We start from the raw sequence: 22501 nt of genomic DNA on the forward strand, positions 1-22501 counted from the left end.
CTGGCGGCCCCGGATCACACACACGGGTGGGAAGCCGAGCATGAGCGGCGGGTTTGCCCTATCTGCCAAGGAAAAATCTCGCTCCGGTGACGGAGCCGGCTCCGCCGGGCCAAGGTCACGAATGGAGTATTGACCAGCCCCGCGGCACGGTCCAGGCTGCCTGAGCCCGGTTCACCCCACTGCTCCCGGAGGACCGCACCGCGATGACGACTCCCGCCATCCCCGAGTTCCCGGACGGGTTCCTGTGGGGGGTCGCCACCTCGGCCTATCAGATCGAGGGCGGGGTCGACGCCGACGGCCGCGGGCCATCTACATGGGACACGTTCTGCGCCAGGCCGGGCAGCGTGCTCGGGGGCGACACCGCCGCCGTCGCGACCGACCACTACCACCGCCACGACGAGGACGTCGCCCTGATGACCGAGCTGGGCCTCGGCGCCTACCGGTTCTCGATCTCCTGGCCGCGGGTGCTGCCGGCTGGCTGGGGCGAGGTCAACCAGGCGGGGCTGGACTTCTACGACCGGCTGGTCGACGAGCTGTGCGCGGCGGACATCGCCCCAGCCGTCACCCTGTTCCACTGGGACACCCCCCAGGTCATGGAGGACGCGGGCGGCTGGCTGGCCCGCGACACGGCCAACCGGTTCGCCGACTACGCGGCGCTGGTCGGCGGGCGGCTCGGGGACCGGGTGAAGCTGTGGATGCCGCTCAACGAGCCGATGGTGCTCACCCTGTTCGGCTACGCCCTCGGCGTGCACGCGCCCGGCTGGCAGCTCATGTTCAAGGCGCTTCCGGTGGCCCACCACCAACTCCTCGGCCACGGCCTCGCGACCCAGGCCCTGCGCGCCGCCGGCGCGAGCGGCATCGGGATCGCCAACCACCACACGCCGGTCTGGCCGGCCTCCGCGGCGCCGGCGGACCAGGAGGCGGCTCGCGCCTACGACGCCCTCGTCAACGAGCTGTTCGCCGCGCCGGTGCTGCTCGGCGAGTACCCGACGGCCGAGCTCGCGGCCGCGATGCCCGGGCCGGTCGCCGACGACCTGTTGGTCATCTCCACGCCCCTGGACTGGTACGGGGTGAACTACTACCAGCCGAGCCGGGTCGGCGCGCCGCGCGCGGGCGCGGGCGCCGCGGTCGTCGACGGGAGCACGATGCCCGACGGGCTCCCGTTCGACCTTCCCGCGATCGAGGGCTACCCGCTCACCGACTTCGGGTGGCCGGTCGTGCCCGACGGGCTGCGCGAGGTGCTGGTGACCCTGCGCTCCCGGTATGGCGCCGCGCTGCCGCCGGTGTACGTCACCGAGAACGGCTGCGCCTACGGGGAGCAGCCGGACGGCGAGGGCAGGGTCGGTGACGCCAGGCGCATCGAGTTCCTCGCCGGGCACCTCCACGCCGCGCGGCAGGCCATCGACGAGGGTGTGGACCTGCGCGGGTACTTCGTCTGGTCCTTGCTGGACAACTTCGAGTGGGCGGCGGGCTACTCGCAGCGCTTCGGCTTGGTGCACGTGGACTACGAGACGTTGGTACGCACCCCCAAGGACTCGTTCCACTGGTACCGAGAGCTGATCCGGACGCGGCGTTGACGCTCACGGCCGAGCCGACCGAGCGCGTCCCCGCCCGCTGGACAGCGCTGGTCTCGCTCGCCACCGTCGGCCTGTTCACCGCGCTCTACGGCCCGATCCAGGTTCTGCTCGGCCAGCAGGCGCAGGCGCTCGCCCCGGAGGACAAGGAACTCGCGCTCGGGGTCGTCGTCGGCCTCGGTGCCGCCGTGTCGGTCGTGGTCAACCCGCTGTTCGGCGCCGTGTCCGACCGGACGACGTGGCGGGCGGGCCGGCGTCTGCCGTGGACGGCGATCGGCGCCGCCGGCGGGGCGGTCAGCCTCGTGCTGCTGCCGTTGGCGCCGAGCGTCCTGACGATGGCGCTGGCGTGGTGCCTGGCCCAGCTGACGCTCAACGTCATGAACGCCGCCGTGACGGCGGCCGTGCCGGACCACGTTCCCCTCCGCCAGCGCGGTGTCGTCGGCGGCTGGCTCGGTGCGGGGCAGACCGTCGGCATCGTGCTCGGGGCCGGCCTCGCCGCTGCGACCGGCGGGCTCACCGCCGGCTACCTGGCGTGCGCCGCGTTCCTGCTCGTCGCGACCGTGCCGTACCTGTTGCTGCGCCGGGACACCGTGCTCGACGGGGAACCGCCGCCGCTGTCCTGGCGCGGCTTCTGGATCAGCCCGAGGCGCCACCCCGACTTCGGCTGGGCCTGGCTGACCCGCTTCCTGATGAACCTCGGCAACAGCATCGCGATCGTGTACCTGTTGTACTTCCTGCAGGACGCGGTCGGTCACGACGACCCGGACGGCGGCGTGTTCGTGCTGACCTCGATCTACGCGGCGACCCTGTTGTCCACAGTGGTTGTCGGCGGCCTGTGGTCGGACCGCGCCGGACGACGCCGCGTGTTCGTCTGCTGGTCGGGTTGTGTGATGGCGATGGCGGCCGCGCTGCTCGCCCTGTGGCCGACCTGGCCCGGCGCGGTCCTCGCCGCGGCGGTGCTCGGCCTCGGCTTCGGCGTCTACACCTCGGTGGACTTCGCCCTGATGACCGAGGTCCTGCCGAACGCGGCCGACCGCGGCAAGGATCTCGGGATCGTCAACGTCGCCAACACCCTGCCCCAGGTGCTGGCGCCGGCACTCGCCGCCCCGGTCGTGACCCACCTCGGCGGCTACCCGGTGCTCTACGGGCTGGCCGCGGCGGTAGGACTGGCCGGCGCGGTGCTCGTCTACCGCATCCGTTCCGTCGAGTAGGTTCACTGGCATTCCATCTGTTGTTCACTCGCTGTTAGAGTTCCCGGACCATGGCTGCATCCGAGTCCGCAACCGACAGTGCCGCGAGCGTCGATCGGGACGGTGTTCTCGTCGCCGGCGACCAGCAGGCGGTCATCGACGTGTCGTTCGGGGGCCAGTGGGTCTGGTCCTTCCATGCCGGTCGCGACACCAGGCCGGAGGCGGGACGGGCTCGCGCGCCCTGGCCGGTGAACCTGCGGCCCTTCCTGCGTGGCACCGGGCACGTGACCGTCCGGGAGCGGTTCGGCGACCGCGTGCTGTTCGACGGCGAGTACGCCTTCGACGGCAGCGACCACCGGGTGGCGGTGGTGGACGGGCAGGGACGGCCGCTGATCGTGGACAAGGCCGGCGACCTGCAGTGCGGCTTCTCCGAACGCGGTGAGCCGACCGTCCAGGCGTTGCTCGACGCCATCGAGGACGTGCTCGGCCGGCTACGTGACGAGGGCGGTGTGGACGCCTTCCTGGCCTTCGGCGCGCTGCTCGGCGCGGTCCGGGACGGGAGGTTCATCCCGCACGACTCCGATGCCGACGTCGCGTACCTGAGCCGGCACACGAGCCCGGTCGACGTCGCCCGCGAGTCCTACGAGCTCGAGCGGGTGATGATCCGCGCCGGCTACTGGACCTGGCGGTTCTCCTCGGCCGACTTCAAGGTGATCGTGCCGGACCCCGAAGGCGGGCGGGCGATCGACGTCTTCGCCGGCTTCGTCGTCGAGGGCACCTTCTACCTGATGCCCGAGGTGCACGCGCCGAACTTCGACACCGCCGTGATCCTGCCGCTCGGTGAGGTCGAGCTGGAAGGCCGGCGGATCACCGCGCCGGCCGATCCCGAGGCGCTGCTCGAGATCACCTACGGCCCACACTGGCGAATTCCGGACCCGTCGTTCAAGTTCGAGACGCCGCACCCGGTGCGCCGCCGCCTGGACGGCTGGACCCGCGGCAACAACACCGCTCGCGGGCACTGGTGGCCGTTCTACTTCGGACGCTCGAGCTCGACAGTCTCCGAGCGGCCGTCGCCGTTCGCGGAATGGGTGCACCTCCGCGAGTCTGCCGATGTGTCTATAGTGGACATTGGCTCGGGTACTGGGCGGGACTCGCTGTGGTTCGCCAGGCAGGGACACGAGGTACTGGGGCTGGACTACATCCCGGCGGCGACCGACCGAGCTGGCAAAGTCGCGGCGGCGGAGGGTATCCCGGCGCGGTTCAAGACCCTCAACCTGTACGACCTGCGGCAGGTGCTCGGTATGGGCGGGGAGCTGGCGCACCGGTCGGAACCACCGGTCCTCTACGGGCGGTTCCTGATCCACGCGCTCGAGGACGTCGGCAGACACAATCTCTGGCGCATCGCGGGTATGTGCCTGCGCCGCGGCGGTCGGTTCTACGTCGAGTTCCGCACCGGTCTCGACGCGGGCGTGGAGAAGGAGTTCGGCGAGCACTTCCGCAAGTACCTCGACCCGGAGGTCGTGGTCGCGGAGATCGAGGCGCGCGGCGGACAGATCGAGCACCGCGAGGCCGGCTACGGTCTCGCGGTCTACAAGAACGAGGACCCACACGTATGCAGGCTGGTGGCCACATGGAAACGGTGAAGACGAAGCTGCGCACCGGCAGCCGCGAGGTCGTCAGGCGGCTGGCCAGGGTCAGCGGCGTGGACGACGAGCTGCGCCGGCTCCGTGACCGGGTCGCCGAGCTCGAGCGTGAGGTGCAGGAGAGCCGCCGCCTGCACCAGCGGCTCGCCGAGCTCACCGACGTGGTGACCGAGGTTCTCGTCCCGGCGGCCGACCGCGAGGACGAGAAGATCCGCGCGATCCTGGCGACCTACAACCGCGAGTCGTTCTAGGACCTAGCCGCCTCAGCTGCCGTTCCGCAGGTCGTGCAGGCGCTCGCCGGTGAACTGGATGTCGTCGAAGGTGACGGCGCAGCCATCGCCGGTCGGCGACTGGGCTTCGAAGCCGATCGAGGCGGGCGTGGTCGTGGCGTCGATGGTGAAACAGCGGATCATCCGCCAGGTCCTGCCGTCGAGGGAGGCGTGGTAGGCGAAGACGCGGTCGATCCGGGAGACCCGCAGCCACACCGTCCGGCCGTCGACCACGAAGGCGTTGGCGTCGTCCGCGACCCCGCGGGCGACGACGGAGACGATCATAGGTTCGCCGTCCGGGGAGTACTCGAAGCAGAGTTTGCCCCAGTGTCGCTCATCGATCCACAGGAGCAGCACGCCAGCGTCGAAAGTGGACTGGAAGTCGACGGTGACGCGGGCGCTGAACTGGAAGTCGCCGTCCGGGGGGACGCCGAGAAGGGTCGCGGCGTTGAGCATCGACTCCGCGTTGAGCTGGGAGTCCGCGCCGGGGTCGATGAAGATGTCGCTCCGGGCGGTCGCGGTGACGGCCACCGTGGCGGTGTCCTCGTCGATGGTCCACGCCCCGCCGGGCGACGGCGTGAGGGTGAAGGGCAGCCCCGGCACGGTGCGGGCGATGGTCACGGCGTTTCCCTCCTGACAGGGTCCGCTGTCCGCCCAAAGCTCGGCGTCGAGCGCTCCGCCCACCGTAGCGGTGCTCACTCCACCTCGGTGAGTCGTCCGGTCGCCACGTCGAAGACGAAGCCGCGGATCGAGTCCTTCCTGGGGATGAACGGGCTGGTACGGATCCGGGCGATGGACTGCCGGACGTCGGTCTCCAGGTCCGCGAACGCCTCGGCCGCCCAGGTCGGCTTCACCCCGACCTCGTCCTGGATCGCCTGCCTGAACTGGTCGTCGGTGAAGGTGAGCATGCCGCAGTCGGTGTGGTGGATGAGGATGATCTCCTCGGTGCCGAGCAGGCGCTGGCTGATCGTGAGCGACCGGATCTCGTCCTCGGTGACCACGCCCCCGGCGTTGCGGATGACGTGGGCGTCCCCCTCCTGGAGCCCGAGCACCCCGTAGACGTTGATCCGGGCGTCCATGCACGCCACGACGGCGACGTGCTTGGCGGGTGGGAGCGGCAGCGGGCCGGTGAAGCGTTCGGCGTAGGCGGCGTTGTTGGCGAGCAGCTCGTCGGTGACAGACATGCCTCAAGTCGAGCCCTGACCGACCTCTTGCGCAATCAGCGTCCAGATCGTGGACACCGGCCCACGCCGTCCCGGTGTTCCCGGTCGGGCAGGGACCGGAGACCCGTGACCGTGGGACGACGCTGGCTCGACACTGAGGAAAGTCGAAATTTCTTCGCATCGCTGGGTCGGCACCCCGCGCGCCGGACGAGCGTCGGATCAGGGAGTGAACCAGATGCACACGAGCGAGAGTCGAAAAACCGCCGTTCTGCGGTTCTCTCCACTGCTGCTCATCCCGCTGGCCGTCGGCCTGGCGGTGGTCGCCCGGCTGTGGATCGCGGCCGGGCGGTGGACGATGATCGACCTGAAGATCTTCCAGTACTCCGGCCTGGCCACCTGGACCGGCGCCGACCCATACCACCTTGGCATGGAGGGCGTCCAGTACAGCATGACCTACCCGCCGTTCGCCGGTGTCCTTCTCGGACCACTGGCACCGTTGCCGGAGGAGGTGGCGCGGATCCTCTGGCTCACCGGGATCTTCCTGGCCCTACAGGCGACGGTCTGGCTGGTGGCCCGCCGGCTCGGCGTGGCGCCCGGCACGAGGCTGCTGCTGGTCGTCGCTGCCGCGTCGGCGGCGCTGTTGCTGTTCGACCCCGTCTGGAGTGAGCTGTTCGCCGGCCAGGTCAACACGTTCCTGATGCTGGTGATCCTCGCGGACCTGTGCCGGCGGTCGGGGTCGCGGTGGCGAGGGGTGGGGATCGGCCTGGCGACCGGGTTCAAGCTCATCCCGGGCCTGTTCATCGTCTACTTCGCCGTCACCAGGCAGTTCCGGGAGATGTGGACCGCCCTCGCCGCCTTCGCCGCGACCGTGGCGGTCGGGTTCGTCGCGATGCCCGGGCACGCCTGGTCGTACTGGACGGAGTACGTGTGGCAGACCGACCGCATGATGTGGTTCTTCGGCACGCCCCGCAACCAGAGCCTGCGCGCCACCCTCGAGCGCTTCGGTCTGGGCGCGGGGGTCTGGCTGGTGGTCGCCGCGGTGGTGCTGGTCCTCGGCATGCTCCTGTGCGTGCGCCTGTACCGGCGGGGCTGGGAGCTGGAGTCCGGGCTGGCGTGCGCACTGCTGATGCTGCTGGTGTCGCCGGTCTCCTGGGTCGAGTACTGGGTGTGGCTGGTGCCGGTGCTGACCCTGGCCGCCGTGTACGCCGTGCGGAGCCGGGCCTGGCCCTGGGCGGCCGTGTGGGTGGTGATCGCGGCGGCCGGCGTGGTCGCCCCCTACACGTGGCTCGACTTCAACGCCCTACCGGACGACCTGCTGTCCCACCTGCAGGCCGACACGTTGGTGCTGCTCGGTGTCGGCCTGCTGGCCGCCGCGGCGGCGCTGGGTACCCGGCCGCCGACCGCCGCGACGGCGTCGTGCGCTCCGGCTAGACCTTGGCCAGCGCGCGACCGAGGTCCTCGACCAGGTCGTCGGAGTGCTCGATCCCGCAGCTGAAGCGGACCAGGTCGTCGTGGACACCCGCCCGCTCGCGGTCCGCCGGGCTCATGCCCGCGTGCGAGGTCAACGACGGGCGGGTGACCAGCGACTCGATGCCGCCCAGCGACGGGGCGACTGCGGGCAGGCTGAGCGCCTCGAGGAACGCCTCGGTCGCGTCCACGCCGCCGCGGAGGCGGAAGCTCAGCATGCCGCCGAACCCGGACAGCAGGCGGCTGGCATGGGCGTGGTCGGGGTGATCGGGCAGGCCGGGGTAGTTCACCGCCAAGACCGCCTCGTGCCCGGTCAGGAACTCGGCAAGGGCCTGGGCGTTCGCGTTCTGCGCCCGGACCCGCAGGGCGAGCGTCTTCAGGCCCCTGGCCAGCAGATACCCGGCGTGCGGGTCGAGGCTGCCACCGTAGAGGTTGAGCGTGCGCCGGACGCGGTCGACGAGCTCGGCCGAGCCGGCGACCGATCCGGCCACCAGGTCCGAGTGGCCGTTGAGGTACTTCGTCGCGCTGTGGAACACCAGGTCGAAACCCGCCTCGACCGGGCGGAAGTTGACCGGGCTGGCGAAGGTGTTGTCGATCACGCTGACCAGGCCCTCGGCCTTGGCGAAGGTCACCACCTCGGCCAGCTCGCCGACCCGCATCAGGGGGTTGGTGATCGTCTCGACAAGGAACGCCCTGGTGTTCGGCTGCCTGGCCGCTGCCCAGCTCGAGGGGTCGTGCGGGTCGACGAACGTGTAGCTCCAGCCGAGCCGTTGCGCGTGCTGGGTGAGCAGGTTGTGCGTCCCGCCGTAGAGCACGTCACCGACCAGCAGGTGGTCCCCGGCACCGAGCAGCGCGTGCAGGATGGTCGTGATCGCCGCCATCCCGGACGACGTCGCGAGCGCGGCCTCCGCGCCCTCCAGGGCGGCCAACTTGTCGTGCAGATAGGACTGCGACGGGGTCGAGTTGAGCCGCAGGTACTTGATGTCGTGGTAGCTCTCGCCGGGCTCGGAGCGGTAGACGGTTCCCTGGAAGATCGGGAACACCACCGAGCCCTCGGGCCCGGGGGTCCGCTCCCCGGCGTGGACGGCGAGCGTCTCGATCCGTGCGTCGTCGTGCACGAAGACCTCCTCAAGCAGTACGTCAGCCCAGCGTACGTGGGGTGCTGACACCTGTCTGACGGGTTGTGGCCCGAGGCGGTCGAGCGTTGCTCGACCTTCGAGGGGAACTTGCGCAAATCGCCCTAGCCTCGAATTCGGGCTTCACCACGACCGCCGGAAATTCGGGAAAGGAACCGTCCCATGGCGACAGAATCCGCCGGGTCACTCGGCCGCGAGGAACTGATCGAAGCGTACCGGGTGATGCGGACCATTCGCGCTTTCGAGGAGCGGGTTCACACCGAGTTCGCGAGCGGCGAGCTGCCCGGCGCGGTGCACCTCTACGCCGGCCAGGAGGCCGTCGCCGCCGGGGTCTGCGGCGCGCTCGTCGAGGGCGACTACATCGCCAGCACCCACCGCGGCCACGGGCACGCGATCGCGAAGGGCTGTGACATCGGCGCGATGATGCGGGAGCTGTACGGCAAGGCGGGTGGCTCCTGCAACGGCAAGGGCGGCTCGATGCACATCGCCGACTTCGAGCGCGGCATGCTCGGTGCCAACGGTGTCGCGGCCGGTGGAGCCCCGCTGGCCTGCGGCTCGGCGCTGTCGGCGAAGGTGCTCGGCAAGTCGCACGTCTCGGTGGCCTTCGTCGGTGACGGTGCCGCCAACCAGGGCTCCTTCTCCGAGAGCCTGAACCTGGCCACGGTCTGGCAGCTCCCGGTCGTCTTCGTGGTCGAGGACAACTTCTACGCGCAGGCCACCGGTACCCGCTACCACCTGCGTGGCCTGGACGTCGCCCGTCGGGCCGAGGCCTTCGGCATGCCGGCGGTCACTGTGGACGGTACCGACTACTTCGCGGTCCGTGACGCCGCGGCGACCGCCGTCGAGCGTGCGCGCAGTGGCGGTGGCCCCTCGCTGGTCGAGTGCAAGGCCGGCCGGTTCTTCGGCCACATGGAGGGCTTCGACCAGCAGGGCTACCGCGGCGCCGGCGAGGTCGACCGCCTGCGTGCGGAGCAGGACTGCCTGGTGAAGTTCGTCACGGCCGCCGGCCTGTCCACGTCGGAGACCGCAGACGTCGACGTGACCGTCGACGCCGCGGTCGAGGTGGCCGTTGCCGAGGCGAAGGCCGCTCCCTCGCCCGAGCTCACCGAGCTCCTCACCGACGTCTACGTGTCCTACTGAGACCCACCCAGGAGAGAGAGCAGAGATGACTCAGCCGCAACGAGTGCTGTCCTACCTGGAGGCACTGAACGAGGCGCTCGCGCAGGAGATGGCGGCCGACCCCTCGGTCGTGGTGTTCGGTGAGGACAACATCGGTGGGACCGGTTGCGACGGCACGCTCGGCCACGCCTGGGGGCCGACCCGCGGCCTGCACAACCAGTTCCCGGACAAGGTGTTCGACGCCCCGATCACTGAGGCCGCGTTCGTCGGCGCGGCCGTGGGTGCCGCCGCGACCGGCCTGCGTCCGGTCGCCGACCTGCTCTTCGTCGACTTCGCCGGGGTCTGCTTCGACCAGATCCTCAACCAGGCGGCCAAGCTGCGCTACATGGTCGGCGGCAAGGCGAAGGTCCCGATGGTGCTGCGGGCCATGTGGGGCACGGGAATGCGCCGCGGTGCGCAGCACTCCCAGGCGCTTTACTCGATGTTCACCCACATCCCCGGCCTGAAGGTGGTCGCGCCGTCCAACCCCGTGGACGCCAAGGGCCTGATGGCATCGGCCATCCAGGACGACGACCCCGTGATCTTCTTCGAGCACAAGCTGCTCTACTTCGGCAGCCGCGGCGTCGTGCCCGAGGAGCGCTACACGATCCCGCTCGGCGAGGCGAAGGTCGTCCGGGAGGGCGGCGATGTCACGATCGTCGCGATCGGACGGATGGTCAACGAGGCGCTGGCCGCCGCCGAGCAGTTGGCCGCGGACGGTGTCGAGGCCGAGGTCATCGACCCGCGCACGCTCTCGCCGTTCGACTTCGACGCGGTCTACACGAGCGTGGAGAAGACCAGCCGGCTCGTGGTGGTCGACGAGTCCAACCCCCGCTGCTCGATCGCCACCGACATCGCCGGGAACGTCGCGGAGAACCGGTTCTCCGCGTTGTCCTCCGCCGTGCGGACGGTCACCTCCCCGCACGCGCCGGTGCCGTTCAGCCCGGCGCTCGAGGACGCCTTCCCGCCCAACGCCGGCAAGATCGTCGACGCGGTGCGCTCCACCCTCGCCGCCTCCCTGTCGAAAGCGTCCTGACCCCTCAGTAAGGAGACGAACACATGTCCGACCACCCGAACGTCCAGCTGATGGAGAAGGTGTACGCGTCCTTCGGCGCCGGCGACGTCGAGACCGCGGGGACCTACTGGCACGAGGACTCCGTGCACCACTACCCGGGTCGCAACCCGCTCTCCGGTGAGCACGTGGGTATCAAGGACTCCACCGCTTTCGCCAACAAGATGTGGGAGCTGACCAACGGCAACCTCCACATGGAGGTCAAGGAGATCGGCGCGAGCGACAACCACGCCTTCGCCATCCTGCACACCCGCTACGAGCGCAAGGGTCTCGTGCTGGAGATGCCGTTCATCAACGTGGCCAGGATCGTCGACGGGAAGATCAAGGAGTTCTGGACCTACCCGAACGACGTCTACGCCGTCGACGAGTTCTGGAACGCGTGACGCACATGAAGATCATCGCTGTTGGCGCGAGCGTCACCGGCCTCGCGGCGGCCGCCGCGCTGGCCGACGCCGGCCACGAGGTGCTCCTGGTGGAGCGGGAGGCCGTCGATCCGCCGTCCACCCTGGACGAGGCGGCTGACGGGTGGGCCAGGCCGACCGTGCCCCAGGCCGCGCACTCCCACGCCTTCGGGTCGCGGGGGACCAACCTGCTGCGCGACCGGCTGTCCGACGTGTACGAGGCGCTGCTCGCGGCAGGTGCGGGCACGGTCAACCTGGCCGACTACCCGCCGCCGATGCTCGGCGACTTCGAGCGCAAGCCCGAGGACGACGACCTCAACATGCTCACCGTGCGCCGCTCGGTGTTCGAGTGGGTGCTGCGGGAGCGGGCCCTGTCCCGGCCCGGGGTGTCGGTCCGCAGCGGCGCCACCGTGCGCGGCCTGCTCACCGACGGCGGTTCGGTCACCGGCGTTCGGCTGGCCGACGGCGCCGAGCTGACCGCCGACCTGGTACTGGACACCAGTGGGCGCAAGAGCTCGGCACACCAGTGGCTCGCCGCGGCCGGTCTGCCGGTGCCCGAGCAGACCAGCGAGAGCTGCCGCATCACCTACTACACCCGCTACTACCGCCGGCTCACCCCCGCGCCGCCCGGCCCACTCAACCGCGGGTTCGGCGCGGGCGGGCTGTGGGACAGCTACACGGCGGTGCTGTTCCTCGGTGACAAGGACACCTTCTCCATCTCGCTCGGCGTGCTGCCGGACGACAAGGAGATGAAGGCGCTGCGCACCGAGGAAGCGTTCACCGCGGCCATCCGGGCCACCCCGCTGCTGGCGGGCTGGGTCGCACCGGGGAACTCCGAGCCGATCTCCCCCGTGTACGCCATGGGTGGGCTGGACAACAGCTCGCGGCTGGCCGACCCGGGCGGCGACCTGCCGGTGGGCTTCTACGGCCTCGGTGACGCCGTGTGCACGACCAACCCGGCCTACGGCCGGGGCGTGTCGCTCGCGCTGGCACACGTCTTCGAGTTGGTCGACCTGCTCGCGGCACACCCGGCGGTGGACCGCGGCCAGGCGGCGAAGTTCGCGGGCGCCAGCAAGGCGCTGCTCGCGCCGTGGCTCGGCGAGTCGATCGCCAACGACCGCGGCCGGGCCGGGCTGTGGGAGGCGACGGTCGCCGGCGAGCGTCCGCAGCAGCCCCCGCCGGGCGTGGTGACCTTCGGCGCCGTCGTCGCGGCGTCCACGAAGGACGCCGAGATCTGGCGGCGGGTGGCGCAGGTGATGATGTCGCTGGTGTCGCCGGCGGAGCTGTACGCCAACGACGAGATCAAGCAACGGGTCGGCAGGGCGCTGGCCGGCGGTCCGCCGCCGCAGCTGCCCGGGGCGAGCCGGGCGGACCTGGTCGCGGCGGTGCGGGCCGCGGGCGGGGCCACCGAGCAGGCCGCCTGACCCCCGCTGTCCGTGGCACCGCCGGCTCCGGCGGTGCCACGGGCACCTCACGAGGAGGAGACTTCCCATGCGGCTGGCCGTGTTCGGGGCGACCGGGGGCACTGGGCGAAGCGTGATCGCGCAGGCCCTCGCGGCGGGTGACAAGGTGACGGCGCTGGCCCGCGACCCGTCCGCGCTCGCCGAGTTCGGCGATCGGATCACGGTCGTCGGCGGGGACGTGCTCGACCCGGCGGCCGTGGCCGCGGTCGTGGCCGGCTCGGAGGCGGTCGTCTCCGCGCTGGGGATCGGCATGCACCGGCACGCCACGACCGTGTACTCCGTGGGCACCGGCAACATCCTGGACGCGATGGCGGCCGAGGGCACGAGCAGGCTGCTCGTCGTGTCGACGACGTCGCTGGAGATCCCGTCGAGGCGGCAGTTCGCCGAGTGGTTCCTGGCGAGGTTCCTGCTGCACAAGATCCTGGCCAAGCCCTACGCGGACATGGCGGAGATGGAGCGGCGGGTGCGGGCCAGCGACCTCGACTGGACCCTGGTGCGGGCGGCCCGGCTCACCACGGGCCCGGCCACCGGCCGCTACCGCACCGCGCTCGGCGAGAAGCTGCGCGGGTGCTGGTCGATCTCCCGCGCCGACGTGGCCCACTACCTGCTGGCCCACGTCGGCGACGCCTCGACCTTCCGCACCACCGCCGAGATCGCCTACTAGTCACGCTGGTCACGCTGCCCATGGGCGAACACGCCGGCCAGCAGCCAGACCGGGGCCAGGCTGGCGGCCAGCAGGGCGACCGAGAGGTGCTTGGTGGTCTCGTTGCCCTCGCCGAACACCGCGGTGAGGTACTGGACGACGGTGACGCCGACGAGCGCGATCGTGACCAGGGCGAAGCCGCGCCGGAGGGTGCCGGGTTTCGAGCGGCGGGCCAGCACCACCGCGGCGGCGAGGCAGCCCAGCCAGTAGGCGGCCACGCCGGGGAACCCGGTCCAGGCGAGTGAGTGGGAGACGGTCGGCAGCAGGCACAGGCGGCATTCCTGGCTGCCCGGTGGCCGACCGGAGAACTCTCCGTAGCTGCCCAGGTAGTCGGGGCGGAAGGTGAAGTAGTCGTTGGCACCGGCGACGATGATCCGGACGACCATGCGCGGGTGGTCGAGCAGGTAGTCGCGCAGGTTCTCCCGGGTGATCAGGTCCTCGTGCTCGGCGAAGCGCGGGTCGCCGCGCATTGGTCGAGGGCTCCACCAGTGGGGTGCCGCTGTAGCGCCCGAAGTCCTCCGGCAGGCCCAGGTCAGCGGCGGCCCGCGCCGGGTCGCCGCCGAGGTGAGCGAGACCAGGGCCACCGCCGGCAGCAGCAGGATCGAAGCCCTGGCACGCCCCGTGGGCAACCGGCGGGTCAGCAGGAAGATCGCGAGCGGCGCCACCAGCGTGATCGTGGACAGCTTGGCTGTGACGGCCAGTGCCGCGCCCGCCGTGGCGACCAGGAACGCCGTCCGCAGGTGCTCGCCACGACCGCGGCCACCCCGGCGAGCGCGAACGTGACCAGCCCGATGAACGCGGCCGGCTCGGTGTACGGCGACGCCGCAGGCACCGCGTGCCCTCCGGCACCTCGGTGTACACGAAATCGACGAAGTCCCACCGGGCCGATCCCGCAGGCGGGGCGCCGCTGTCGGCGCCGAGCCTGCACATCAGCGGGAGGCGTCGCCGTTGTTGGCATTCCCACCGGCGTCACGGCCAGCTGCCGCACGGTCATCAGCGCGGCGGCGAGCACGGCCGCGAGCCCGTGCCACGTTCGGGGCGCCGTCACCGGTTCGGCGGGCGCCCCGACAGGCTGCTGTTCTTCTCGAAGCCCCCCGGAAGTTCCCATCACCCGTATTCGTCGACCGACCTGGTCGTCCGTTACAGGTGTCGGAAGAGTGTCAGCCCTTGGGGGGACGGCCGGGCGGTGGGCCGAGCGGGCCGGACAGGTGGCAGTGCGCGAGCGCCCAGCCCTCGCCCTGCCGGGACAGCACCAGCGTGGCGCGGAACTCCCCGGTGGCCGGGTGGCCGTTGTAGCTGCCCTCCTGGCGCTGGACGGCCACCACGACGGCGGTGTCACCGAACTCGCGAACCTCCGGGTCGCGCAGCTCGAAGGCGGTCGGCACCAGCGCGCCGGACCGGTAACGGTCGATCCACTGGTCCTTGGTGAGCACGAAACCCAGTGGCCCGACGCCACGGAAATCGGCAGCGAGGATTCTCTCCAACGCCTCGGTGTCGGCCTTGAGCTCGGCGGTGGCGAACTGCTCGATCGTGGCGGTAACACTCATGACCCGACCATACTGCCGATTCTCTCGAGGGCCGCTCGATGGGCGATCAGGAACTCTCGCCGGGAATTCCGCCGCGAACCTACGCTCTGCCAATGACGTCAACGGTTCCGCGGGAAACGCACACGTCCACCGAAGCCGGTTCCTCGGTCGCCGTCCCGGCCGTCGTCACCGTCGGGCTGTTCCTGGCGAGCCTGGTGGCCGGGCTGGTGTCCGCCGGTGCCGTGTACACCTCGCCGTTCGTCGACGACGGCGACATCGGCGAGTTCTACGCCGAGCACACCTCGCTGGTCGCCTGGGTCGGCCTCCTCCAGTTCGCGGCCGGGCTCGCGCTGGCCGTCTGCACCGCCACCCTGGTCACCCGGCTGCGCCTGCTCGCTCCGGAGGCCGCGGCGCGCACCGCCACGGCCTTCGCCGGCGGGCTGCTCGCCGGCGCGTTCCTCGCGCTCAACGGCCTCGTCCAGTGGGTCATGGCACACCCGGGCGTCACCGCGGAACCCGCCGTGCGCCGGGCCATGCACTACCTGTACTTCGGGCTCGGCGGGTTCGCCCACGTGGCCGCTGGTGCCGTGCTGGTCGGTGCGGTCGCGCTGGTCGCCCGTCGGTCCCGGCTCCTGCCGGTGTGGCTGACCGCGACCGGGCTGGCGATCGCCGTGGTGTCGCTCGCGTCCGGCCTCACCTTCGTCACCGAGGCGGCCACCACGTTGATCCCGATCGGACGGTTCGCCGCGCTGTTGTGGCTGGTGGCGGTCGGCTTCCTGCTGCCGAGGCAGCGCCGGGAGGTTCCTCGCCGGGTGTGACTGCGGACCGATGCGGACGGGACGGCCCGGTCGGATGATCGAAGCGTGGAGACCTCCCGCGACGACATCGCGATCATCGGCATGGGCTGCCGCCTGCCCGGCGACATCACCTCGCCGGAGGCGTTCTGGAACTCGTTGGCCGGGAGTGTGGACGCGATCGGCGAGGTGCCGGCCGAGCGGTGGGCGCACTACCGGGAGGTCAGCCAGGAGAACGCCGCGGCGTTGCGCAAGACCACCGGCCTCGGCGGCTTTCTGTCCGATGTAGACGGCTTCGATGCCACGTTCTTCGGCATCTCCCCGCGCGAGGCCGCCCTGATGGACCCGCAGCAGCGGATGGCGCTCGAGGTCTCCTGGGAGGCGCTGGAACACGCCGGCATCGTGCCCGGTTCGCTCGCCGGGTCGGACACCGGCGTGTTCATCGGGGTGAACAGCGACGACCACGGGCGCAGGCTGCTGGAGGACCTGCCGCGGATCGAGGCCTGGACCGGGATCGGCTCCTCGATGTGTGCGGTCGCCAACCGGATCTCCTACGTGCTCGACCTGCACGGCCCCAGCATGGCGGTGGACACGGCCTGCTCGTCCTCGCTGGTCGCGCTGCACCTGGCGGCGCAGAGCCTGCGCACGGGCGAGACGCCGGTCGCGATAGCCGGCGGGGTCATGCTGATGGTGGCGCCCGGCCTGACCATGGTGATGGACGCCGCGGGCGCGCTCGCTCCCGACGGGCGGTCCAAGTCCTTCGACGCCGCCGCGGACGGCTACGGCCGCGGCGAGGGCTGCGGCATCGTGGTGCTCAAGCGGCTGGCCGACGCGCGCCGCGACGGTGACCGGGTGCTCGCGGTGGTCCGCGGTAGCGCGGTCAACCAGGACGGGCGCACCAACGGGATCATGGCGCCGAGCCGGGACGCGCAGGAGTACGTGTTGCGCCAGGCCTGCCGGCAGGCAGGCGTGGCGCCGGAGTCGGTGGACTACGTCGAGGCGCACGGCACCGGCACCCGCGCGGGCGACCCCATCGAGGCCGGTGCGATCGCCGCGGTCTACGGCACCGGCCGGCCCACCGACCGCCCGTGCCTGATCGGTTCGGTGAAGTCCAACATCGGCCACCTGGAGGCCGCCTCGGGCATCGCCGGGGTGATCAAGGCCGTACTGGCCATCGAGCGGGCGGCCATCCCGCCCAGCATCAACTTCACCAGGCCGAACCCGGACATCCCCTGGGACGGCTCGGGTCTGCGGGTGGTCACCGAGCTCACGCCGTGGCCGAGCACGGGCGGGCCACGCCGGGCCGGGGTGTCCGGCTACGGCTACGGCGGCACGATCGCGCACCTGGTCCTCGAGCAGGCGCGCGGGCAGGACGTCGTGCGCCCGGCTCCGGACCGGGGTACCGCGCTGCGGGTGTACCCGCTGTCCGGCGCCTCCCCGGAGTCCGTGCGCGACTACGCGGGCTCGCTGGCCGACTGGCTCGTCGCCGAGGGCACCGAGACCGCCGACGTCGCGCACACCCTGACCAGGCGCCGCGCCCACCTCGGCCACCGCACGGCCGTGCTCGCCGCCGGCCGCGAGGAGCTGGTGGGCCGGCTGCGCCAGGTGCCGCTCGGCGAACCACGCGACGGTCTGGTCTCCGGGCGGGTCCTGCCCGGCGCGGAGCGCGGCGCGGTCTGGGTGTTCTCCGGCCACGGCTCGCAGTGGATCGGGATGGGGCGGGAGCTGCTCGCGACCGAGCCGGCGTTCGGTGCCGCGCTCGACGAGCTGGAGGCCATCTGCCTCGCCGAGATGGGTGTGTCCCCGCGCAGGGCGTTGCTCGAGGGCGACCTCCTGCACACCGACCGGATCCAACTGCTGATCTTCGCCGTGCAGGTCGGGCTGGCCAGGGTCTGGGCGGCCCGGGGGCTCGCCCCGGCCGCGGTGCTCGGCCACTCGGTCGGTGAGATCGCCGCCGCGGTGGTCGCCGGCGTACTCGACATGGCCGACGGCGCCCGGCTGATCTGCCGGCGGTCCACGTTGCTGCGCCGGGTGGCCGGCCGCGGCGCGATGGCGATGGTGGACCTGTCCTTCGCCGAGGCGCAGGCACGGCTGGCGGCCGTGGACGGGGTGTCCGCGGCGATCGCCGCCGCACCCTCGTCCACCGTGATCGCCGGGGACACCGCCGTGCTGGAGGTGGTGGTCAAGCAGTGGACCGCGGACGGCCTGCACGTCCAGCGGGTCAACTCCGACGTCGCGTTCCACAGCCACCACATGGACCCGCTCGTCGACGAGCTGGCCGACGCCGTGCGGGACCTGTCGCCGAGGGCGGGTGCGGTGCCGGTGTACTCCACATCGCTGGCCGACCCGCGGGGCGAGGATCCGCGCGACGGGGCCTACTGGGCGGGGAACCTGCGCAACCCGGTGCGGTTCGCCGACGCCGTTCGGGCAGCGCTGGCGGACGGGTTCCGCGCGTTCGTGGAGATCGCGCCGCACCCGGTGGTGTCGTACTCGATCAACGAGGTGCTCACCGCCGAGGGGATCGCCGACGCCGTGGTCGCGCACACGCTGCGCCGCAACCGGCCGGAGCAGGCGAGCCTGCTGACCAACCTCGCGGTGTTGCACTGCCACGGGGTCCCGGTGGACTGGTCGGCCGGCGAGCACGGCGGCGGGCTGGTCGACCTGCCGGTGACCGCCTGGCAGCATCGCGCGCACCGGATGGAGCGACCCAGCCGTGGTTCTGTCTACACGAGACTGCACGATGTGGACAGCCACACCCTGCTCGGCGCGTCGCTGATCGTGCACGGCACCTCCTCGGTCCGGGTCTGGCAGACCTGGCTCGACCACGGCAGCCGGCCCTACCCGGGCGACCACCCGGTCCAGGGAACCGAGATCGTGCCGGCGGCGGTGCTGCTCAACACGTTCTTCGCGGCGGCGGGCGGGCACACGCTCACCGACGTGTCGCTGCGGGTGCCGGTCTCGCTCGCCGCCGCGCGGGAGCTGCAGATCGTGCACATGGACGGCACGCTGCGGCTGTGCTCCCGGCTACCCGGCGAAGCGGGCCAGGGCGAGGCCGGTTCGGAGGAGGCCGACGCGGGCTGGCTCACCCACACCACCGCCGCGGTACCCGCGGTGGCCGAGGTCCCGGAGCTGGCCGCGCTGCCGCTAGCCGAGCTGCGCAGCCGGTGCACCGAGCGCCTGGACCCGAACTTCGTGACCGACCGGCTGGCCTCGATCGGGGTCGCGGCAATGGGCTTCCCCTGGCGCATCGAGCGGATCCGGCGCGGGCCCGGCGAGCTCTTCGTGCGCGTGCTGGCCGACCCGGACGGGGTGCTCCCACCGACCTGGGCCTCCATCCTGGACGCCGCGCTCTCGGCGGCGTCGGTGGTCTTCGAGGGCCCGGCGACGCTGCGGATGCCAGCCCACATCCGGCGGATCGCCGTCGGCGGGCGTGCCCCCACCGAGGCCGTGCTGAGCGTGCGGGTGCGCCCCAGCTCGACCGACACCGTCGACGTGGTGGTCGCCTCCTCGGACGGTTCGGTCGTCGCCACGCTCGCCGGGTTGCGCTATGGCGTGCTGGACGGTGACGTCGGCGCGGCCGCGAGCCCCCGGCGGCTCGTGCACCGGATCGCCTGGCGGCCGTTCGAGCCGGCCAGCAGGCCGCTGGCGCCGCTGGAGCAGGTGGTGCTCGTCGGGGACACCGGCCTGGCCCGCGACCTCGCCGGGGCCTGGCTGGCCGCCGCCGACGCCACCGAGCTGGACGCCCTGCGTGACCGGGTCGCCCCCGGCGCCGCGGTGCTGGTCGCCCCGAGGCCCGGCGGGGACGCGGCGGCCGCCGCCTGGCTGTTGGCCGCCACCGCACGGGTGCTGGCCGGGTGGACCGACCCACCCACGCTCTGGTGCCTGACCAGAGGCGTCCGCGAGGCGGCGACGCTGGACGCGGTCGCCGAGTCGGCGCTGTGGGGGCTCGGTCGGATCATCGGCGGCGAGTACCCGGCGCTCTGGGGTGGCATCGTCGACCTGCCGGCGACCGACCCGCTCGCGTCGGCCGGCCTGGTGCGCCGGGTACTCGCCGCCCGGCCGGGCGAGGACGTGATCACGGTGCGGCACACCGAGCTGGCCGTCGCCCGGCTCGAGCCGCTGCACGGCGCGCCCACCCGGACCCCGGTCAGCTGCCGGCCGGGGAGCACCTACCTCGTCACCGGCGGCCTCGGCGCCCTCGGCCTGGAGGTCGCCGCCTGGCTCGCCGGGCGCGGCGCCCGCCGCCTGGTGCTCGCCGGCCGCACCGCGCTACCGCCGCGCACCGGCTGGGACCGGGTCGAGGACCCCGAGGTCGCCCGCCGGATCGAGGCGGTCCGCGCGCTCGAGGCCACCGGGGTGACGGTGCGCACCGTCGCGCTCGACATCGCCGACCCGGCTCAGGCGGCCCGCGAGCTGTCCGCGGCGTCGCTGGGCCTGCCGCCGATCCGCGGTGTCGTGCACGCCGCCGGCGTCGTCGACAACCGCCTGCTGCCCGACGTGGACGAGACCTCGTTCGAGGCCGTGCTGCGCCCGAAGGTCGGCGGCGCGCTGGTCCTGCACGAGCTGTTCCCGCCGGGCAGCCTCGACTTCCTCGCCCTGTTCTCCTCGGCAGGGCAGCTGCTCGGGCTGCCGGGACAGGCCGGCTACGCCGCGGCCAACGCCGTGCTCGACGCGCTGGCGACCCATCGGGGTGACGCGCTGAGCCTGGGCTGGACCTCCTGGCGCGGCCTCGGCATGTCGACCTCGTCGGCCGCGATCGACGCCGAGCTGGCCGCCCGAGGCACCGGCGACATCACCGCCGCCGAGGCCTTCCGGTCCTGGGAGTACGCCGAGCGGTACCCCGTCAACCACGTCGCCGTGCTGCGGACGATCCCGAGGCTGCCCGGCATGCGCCGCCCACCGCTGCTCGCCGAGCTGGGTGTGGAGGAGCCGCAGGTCCAGGTCGCCGCCGAGACGCCCTGGGCCGGCCTGCGCGACGCGGAGCTGCGCGAGTACCTCGTGCACGAGGTGGCCACCCAGGTGGCGGCGGAGATGAAGCTCGCCCTCGACGAGCTCGACGTACGCCGGCCGCTGGTCGAGATGGGACTGGACTCGGTGATGACCCAGGTCATCCGCGGCCGGCTCGAACGCCAGTTCCGGGTCAGCCTGCCGGCCACGCTGCTGTGGAACAAACCCACCGTCCAGGCGATCAGCGACTTCCTCGCCGAGCTGCTGGCCGGCGAGACGCCACTGCCCCCAGCGGTCGCGGCATAAGGAGGACCAGAGATGAAGCGTGACGGGTTTACCCCGTGGCCCATCGAGTTCGTCGAGCGGTACACCGCGGCCGGCCATTGGCGGGGCAAGCCGCTCGGCCACTGGACGTGGTCCTGGGCGCAAGAGTACGGCGAGCGCACGGCCATCGTCGACGGCGAGGTGCGCCTGTCCTACCGGGACCTGGCCGAGCACGTGGACGCGCTCGCCGACAGCCTGCTCGACCTCGGCCTGCGCGACGGGGACAACATCCTTGTGCAGCTGCCGAACAGCTGGGAGTTCGTCGCGCTGTTCCTCGCCTGCCAGCGCATCGGTGTCGCGCCGGTGCTCGCGCTGCTCGCCCACCGCGAGCACGAGCTGGCCTACCTCGCCGACCTGGCCGACGTCCGCGCGATCGTCGTCCCGGACACCTGGCAGGGCTTCGACCACCAGGGGCTGGCGGGTGAGCTGGCCGCCTCCCTGCCACAGCGGTGCGGTGTGTTCGTCCTCGGGGACGACGTCTCGAAGTCCAACGTGGACCTGCGCTCGCTGCTGGAGCGGTGGCAGGACCCGGCCCGGTTGCGCGCCCGGCTGGACGCCACCGCGCCGGACCCCGGCGAGATCGCGCTGTTCCTGCTGTCCGGCGGGACGACCGGAACACCGAAGATCATCGCCCGGACCCACCAGGACTACGAGTACAACGCCCGGCAGAGCGGGGCGGTGTGCGGGTTCGACGCCGGCACCGTCTACCTGGTCACGCTGCCCATGGGGCACAACTTTCCGCTGGGTTCGCCCGGCATCCTCGCCACGCTGATCCAGGGGGGCCGGGTGGTGATGATTCGCTCGCCGAAGCCCGAGGTGGCGTTCCCGGTCATCGAGCGCGAGGGGGTCACGGTCACCTCGCTGGTCCCCGCGATCGCGCAGCGGTGGGTGGAGGCGGTGGCCACCACCGAGCACGACCTCTCCACGCTGGAGCTCGTGCAGGTGGGCGGTTCGGTCCTGGACCCCGCGTTCGCCGCGCGGATCGGCCCGGCACTGGGCTGCACGCTCCAGCAGGTCTACGGGATGGCCGAGGGCCTGCTGAACTACACCCGGCGCGACGATCCGGCGTCGGTCACCAACCACACGCAGGGCCGCCCGATCAGCGAGGACGACGAGATCCTGATCGTCGACGAGGAGGGCTCGCCGGTGCCCCTCGGTGGCACCGGCGAGCTCCTCACCCGCGGCCCGTACACCCCTCGCGGCTACTTCCGCGCCCCCGAGCACAACGCCAGGGCGTTCAGCCCGGACGGCTGGTACCGGACCGGGGACCTGGTTCGCTGGCACGAAAGCGGCAACTTCGTCGTCGAAGGCCGAGTCAAGGACCTGATCAACCGCGGCGGCGAGAAGATCTCCGCCCCGGAGGTGGAGGCCGTCGTCGACACGCTCCCCGCCGTGCGTCGGGTCGCGGCGATCCCGCTACCGGATCCCGAGTACGGTGAGCTGGTCTGCGTGTGCGTCGTGCTCCAGCCCGGGCGGTCGTTGACACTCGAGGAGGTCCGCGACCTGTTCGCCGCCGAGGGCGTGGCCAAGTTCAAGCACCCCCAGCAGTTGGAGATCGTCGCCGACTTCCCGCTGACCGCGGTCGGCAAGGTCGACAAGAAGGCCCTGCGCCAGCAGATCCTCACCCGTAGCGAGGAGCAGGCCGCGTAGGCCGCCCGCGCCGGCGGCCCA

The 22501-nt window shown here is 71.9% G+C and carries 18 protein-coding genes; 13 read left to right on the forward strand and 5 right to left on the reverse strand.

Going from position 1 to position 22501, the window contains the following annotated elements:
• Positions 1-203: 203 nt before the first annotated feature.
• Genes BU204_RS11930 through BU204_RS11945 form a run of 4 tightly spaced genes read left to right on the forward strand, consistent with a single transcriptional unit; the run spans position 204 to position 4658 of the window.
• Positions 204-1577, forward strand: a complete 1374-nt coding sequence (locus BU204_RS11930; RefSeq protein WP_075125693.1) for a GH1 family beta-glucosidase — start codon at positions 204-206, stop codon at positions 1575-1577.
• Positions 1574-2785, forward strand: a complete 1212-nt coding sequence (locus BU204_RS11935) for an MFS transporter (protein ID WP_075125694.1) — start codon at positions 1574-1576, stop codon at positions 2783-2785. The genes BU204_RS11930 and BU204_RS11935 overlap by 4 nt, the downstream gene beginning before the upstream one ends.
• A gap of 50 nt (positions 2786-2835) precedes the next feature.
• A complete protein-coding gene (locus BU204_RS11940; protein ID WP_075125695.1) occupies positions 2836-4407 on the forward strand; it encodes a class I SAM-dependent methyltransferase in 1572 nt (523 codons plus the stop codon).
• Complete coding sequence (locus BU204_RS11945; RefSeq protein WP_075125696.1) at positions 4395-4658, forward strand: DUF6752 domain-containing protein; 264 nt, start codon at positions 4395-4397, stop codon at positions 4656-4658. The genes BU204_RS11940 and BU204_RS11945 overlap by 13 nt, the downstream gene beginning before the upstream one ends.
• A gap of 12 nt (positions 4659-4670) precedes the next feature.
• On the opposite strand, the gene BU204_RS11950 is transcribed toward BU204_RS11945, so the two are convergent.
• Together BU204_RS11950 and BU204_RS11955 are read right to left on the reverse strand one after the other, a co-directional pair.
• Positions 4671-5297, reverse strand: a complete 627-nt coding sequence (locus BU204_RS11950) for a DUF1349 domain-containing protein (protein WP_075125763.1) — start codon at positions 5295-5297, stop codon at positions 4671-4673.
• Between the two features lie 74 nt (positions 5298-5371).
• Complete coding sequence (locus BU204_RS11955) at positions 5372-5860, reverse strand: beta-class carbonic anhydrase (protein ID WP_075125697.1); 489 nt, start codon at positions 5858-5860, stop codon at positions 5372-5374.
• 214 nt (positions 5861-6074) lie between these two features.
• Between BU204_RS11955 and BU204_RS11960 the strand changes: the two genes are divergently transcribed.
• Entirely contained in the window at positions 6075-7334 is a 1260-nt protein-coding gene (locus BU204_RS11960; RefSeq protein ID WP_143229466.1) for a glycosyltransferase family 87 protein, read from the forward strand.
• Here BU204_RS11960 and BU204_RS11965 read toward each other — a convergent pair.
• Positions 7267-8424 carry a trans-sulfuration enzyme family protein gene (locus tag BU204_RS11965; RefSeq protein WP_075125699.1) on the reverse strand — a complete coding sequence of 386 codons (1158 nt, stop codon included), beginning with the start codon at positions 8422-8424 and terminating at the stop codon, positions 7267-7269. The genes BU204_RS11960 and BU204_RS11965 overlap by 68 nt on opposite strands.
• A 180-nt stretch (positions 8425-8604) precedes the next feature.
• Between BU204_RS11965 and BU204_RS11970 the strand changes: the two genes are divergently transcribed.
• The 5 genes from BU204_RS11970 (at position 8605) to BU204_RS11990 (ending at position 13200) form a co-directional block, all read left to right on the forward strand.
• Positions 8605-9582 carry a thiamine pyrophosphate-dependent dehydrogenase E1 component subunit alpha gene (locus BU204_RS11970; protein ID WP_075125700.1) on the forward strand — a complete coding sequence of 326 codons (978 nt, stop codon included), beginning with the start codon at positions 8605-8607 and terminating at the stop codon, positions 9580-9582.
• 25 nt (positions 9583-9607) lie between these two features.
• Positions 9608-10636, forward strand: a complete 1029-nt coding sequence (locus BU204_RS11975; RefSeq protein ID WP_075125701.1) for an alpha-ketoacid dehydrogenase subunit beta — start codon at positions 9608-9610, stop codon at positions 10634-10636.
• 23 nt (positions 10637-10659) lie between these two features.
• A complete protein-coding gene (locus tag BU204_RS11980) occupies positions 10660-11055 on the forward strand; it encodes a nuclear transport factor 2 family protein (protein WP_075125702.1) in 396 nt (131 codons plus the stop codon).
• 5 nt (positions 11056-11060) lie between these two features.
• Positions 11061-12497 (forward strand): tryptophan 7-halogenase, encoded by a 1437-nt coding sequence (locus tag BU204_RS11985; RefSeq protein WP_075125703.1) that lies wholly within the window; start codon positions 11061-11063, stop codon positions 12495-12497.
• A 67-nt stretch (positions 12498-12564) separates the two neighbouring features.
• Positions 12565-13200, forward strand: coding sequence for an NAD(P)-dependent oxidoreductase (locus tag BU204_RS11990; protein WP_075125704.1), 636 nt, complete (start codon positions 12565-12567; stop codon positions 13198-13200).
• Here the strand turns inward: BU204_RS11990 and BU204_RS11995 are convergent.
• The gene (locus tag BU204_RS11995) at positions 13197-13904 is read right to left on the reverse strand and encodes a hypothetical protein (RefSeq protein WP_143229467.1); all 708 of its coding nucleotides are present in this window, start codon (positions 13902-13904) and stop codon (positions 13197-13199) included. The two genes, BU204_RS11990 and BU204_RS11995, sit on opposite strands and share 4 nt — an antisense overlap.
• Before the next feature lie 495 nt (positions 13905-14399).
• Positions 14400-14786 (reverse strand): nuclear transport factor 2 family protein, encoded by a 387-nt coding sequence (locus BU204_RS12000; RefSeq protein WP_075125706.1) that lies wholly within the window; start codon positions 14784-14786, stop codon positions 14400-14402.
• A 92-nt stretch (positions 14787-14878) separates the two neighbouring features.
• Here BU204_RS12000 and BU204_RS12005 point away from each other — a divergent pair, with 92 nt between their 5' ends.
• The 3 genes from BU204_RS12005 to BU204_RS12015 are packed head-to-tail and all read left to right on the forward strand — an operon-like array spanning position 14879 to position 22480.
• A complete protein-coding gene (locus tag BU204_RS12005) occupies positions 14879-15583 on the forward strand; it encodes a hypothetical protein (RefSeq protein ID WP_075125707.1) in 705 nt (234 codons plus the stop codon).
• A gap of 45 nt (positions 15584-15628) precedes the next feature.
• On the forward strand, positions 15629-20812 hold the full coding sequence (locus BU204_RS12010) for a type I polyketide synthase (RefSeq protein WP_075125708.1): 5184 nt from the start codon (positions 15629-15631) through the stop codon (positions 20810-20812).
• Between the two features lie 12 nt (positions 20813-20824).
• Positions 20825-22480: a (2,3-dihydroxybenzoyl)adenylate synthase gene (locus BU204_RS12015; RefSeq protein ID WP_075125709.1), complete on the forward strand. Its 1656-nt coding sequence runs from the start codon at positions 20825-20827 to the stop codon at positions 22478-22480.
• Positions 22481-22501 lie beyond the last annotated feature (21 nt).

Origin of the sequence: Actinophytocola xanthii, from assembly GCF_001921205.1 — a bacterium.
Classification (GTDB): Bacteria; Actinomycetota; Actinomycetes; order Mycobacteriales; family Pseudonocardiaceae; genus Actinophytocola; species Actinophytocola xanthii.

What these genes read in the sequence shown, in the direction of transcription:
- BU204_RS11960 (WP_143229466.1), top strand. Translation starts at nt 6,075, where the DNA reads ATGCACACGAGCGAGAGTCGAAAAACCGCCGTTCTGCGGTTCTCTCCA.
- BU204_RS11930 (WP_075125693.1), top strand. Translation starts at nt 204, where the DNA reads ATGACGACTCCCGCCATCCCCGAGTTCCCGGACGGGTTCCTGTGGGGG.
- BU204_RS11970 (WP_075125700.1), top strand. Translation starts at nt 8,605, where the DNA reads ATGGCGACAGAATCCGCCGGGTCACTCGGCCGCGAGGAACTGATCGAA.
- BU204_RS11985 (WP_075125703.1), top strand. Translation starts at nt 11,061, where the DNA reads ATGAAGATCATCGCTGTTGGCGCGAGCGTCACCGGCCTCGCGGCGGCC.
- BU204_RS11975 (WP_075125701.1), top strand. Translation starts at nt 9,608, where the DNA reads ATGACTCAGCCGCAACGAGTGCTGTCCTACCTGGAGGCACTGAACGAG.
- BU204_RS12015 (WP_075125709.1), top strand. Translation starts at nt 20,825, where the DNA reads ATGAAGCGTGACGGGTTTACCCCGTGGCCCATCGAGTTCGTCGAGCGG.
- BU204_RS11980 (WP_075125702.1), top strand. Translation starts at nt 10,660, where the DNA reads ATGTCCGACCACCCGAACGTCCAGCTGATGGAGAAGGTGTACGCGTCC.
- BU204_RS11940 (WP_075125695.1), top strand. Translation starts at nt 2,836, where the DNA reads ATGGCTGCATCCGAGTCCGCAACCGACAGTGCCGCGAGCGTCGATCGG.
- BU204_RS11955 (WP_075125697.1), bottom strand. Translation starts at nt 5,860, where the DNA reads ATGTCTGTCACCGACGAGCTGCTCGCCAACAACGCCGCCTACGCCGAA.
- BU204_RS12005 (WP_075125707.1), top strand. Translation starts at nt 14,879, where the DNA reads ATGACGTCAACGGTTCCGCGGGAAACGCACACGTCCACCGAAGCCGGT.
- BU204_RS11945 (WP_075125696.1), top strand. Translation starts at nt 4,395, where the DNA reads ATGGAAACGGTGAAGACGAAGCTGCGCACCGGCAGCCGCGAGGTCGTC.
- BU204_RS12000 (WP_075125706.1), bottom strand. Translation starts at nt 14,786, where the DNA reads ATGAGTGTTACCGCCACGATCGAGCAGTTCGCCACCGCCGAGCTCAAG.
- BU204_RS11990 (WP_075125704.1), top strand. Translation starts at nt 12,565, where the DNA reads ATGCGGCTGGCCGTGTTCGGGGCGACCGGGGGCACTGGGCGAAGCGTG.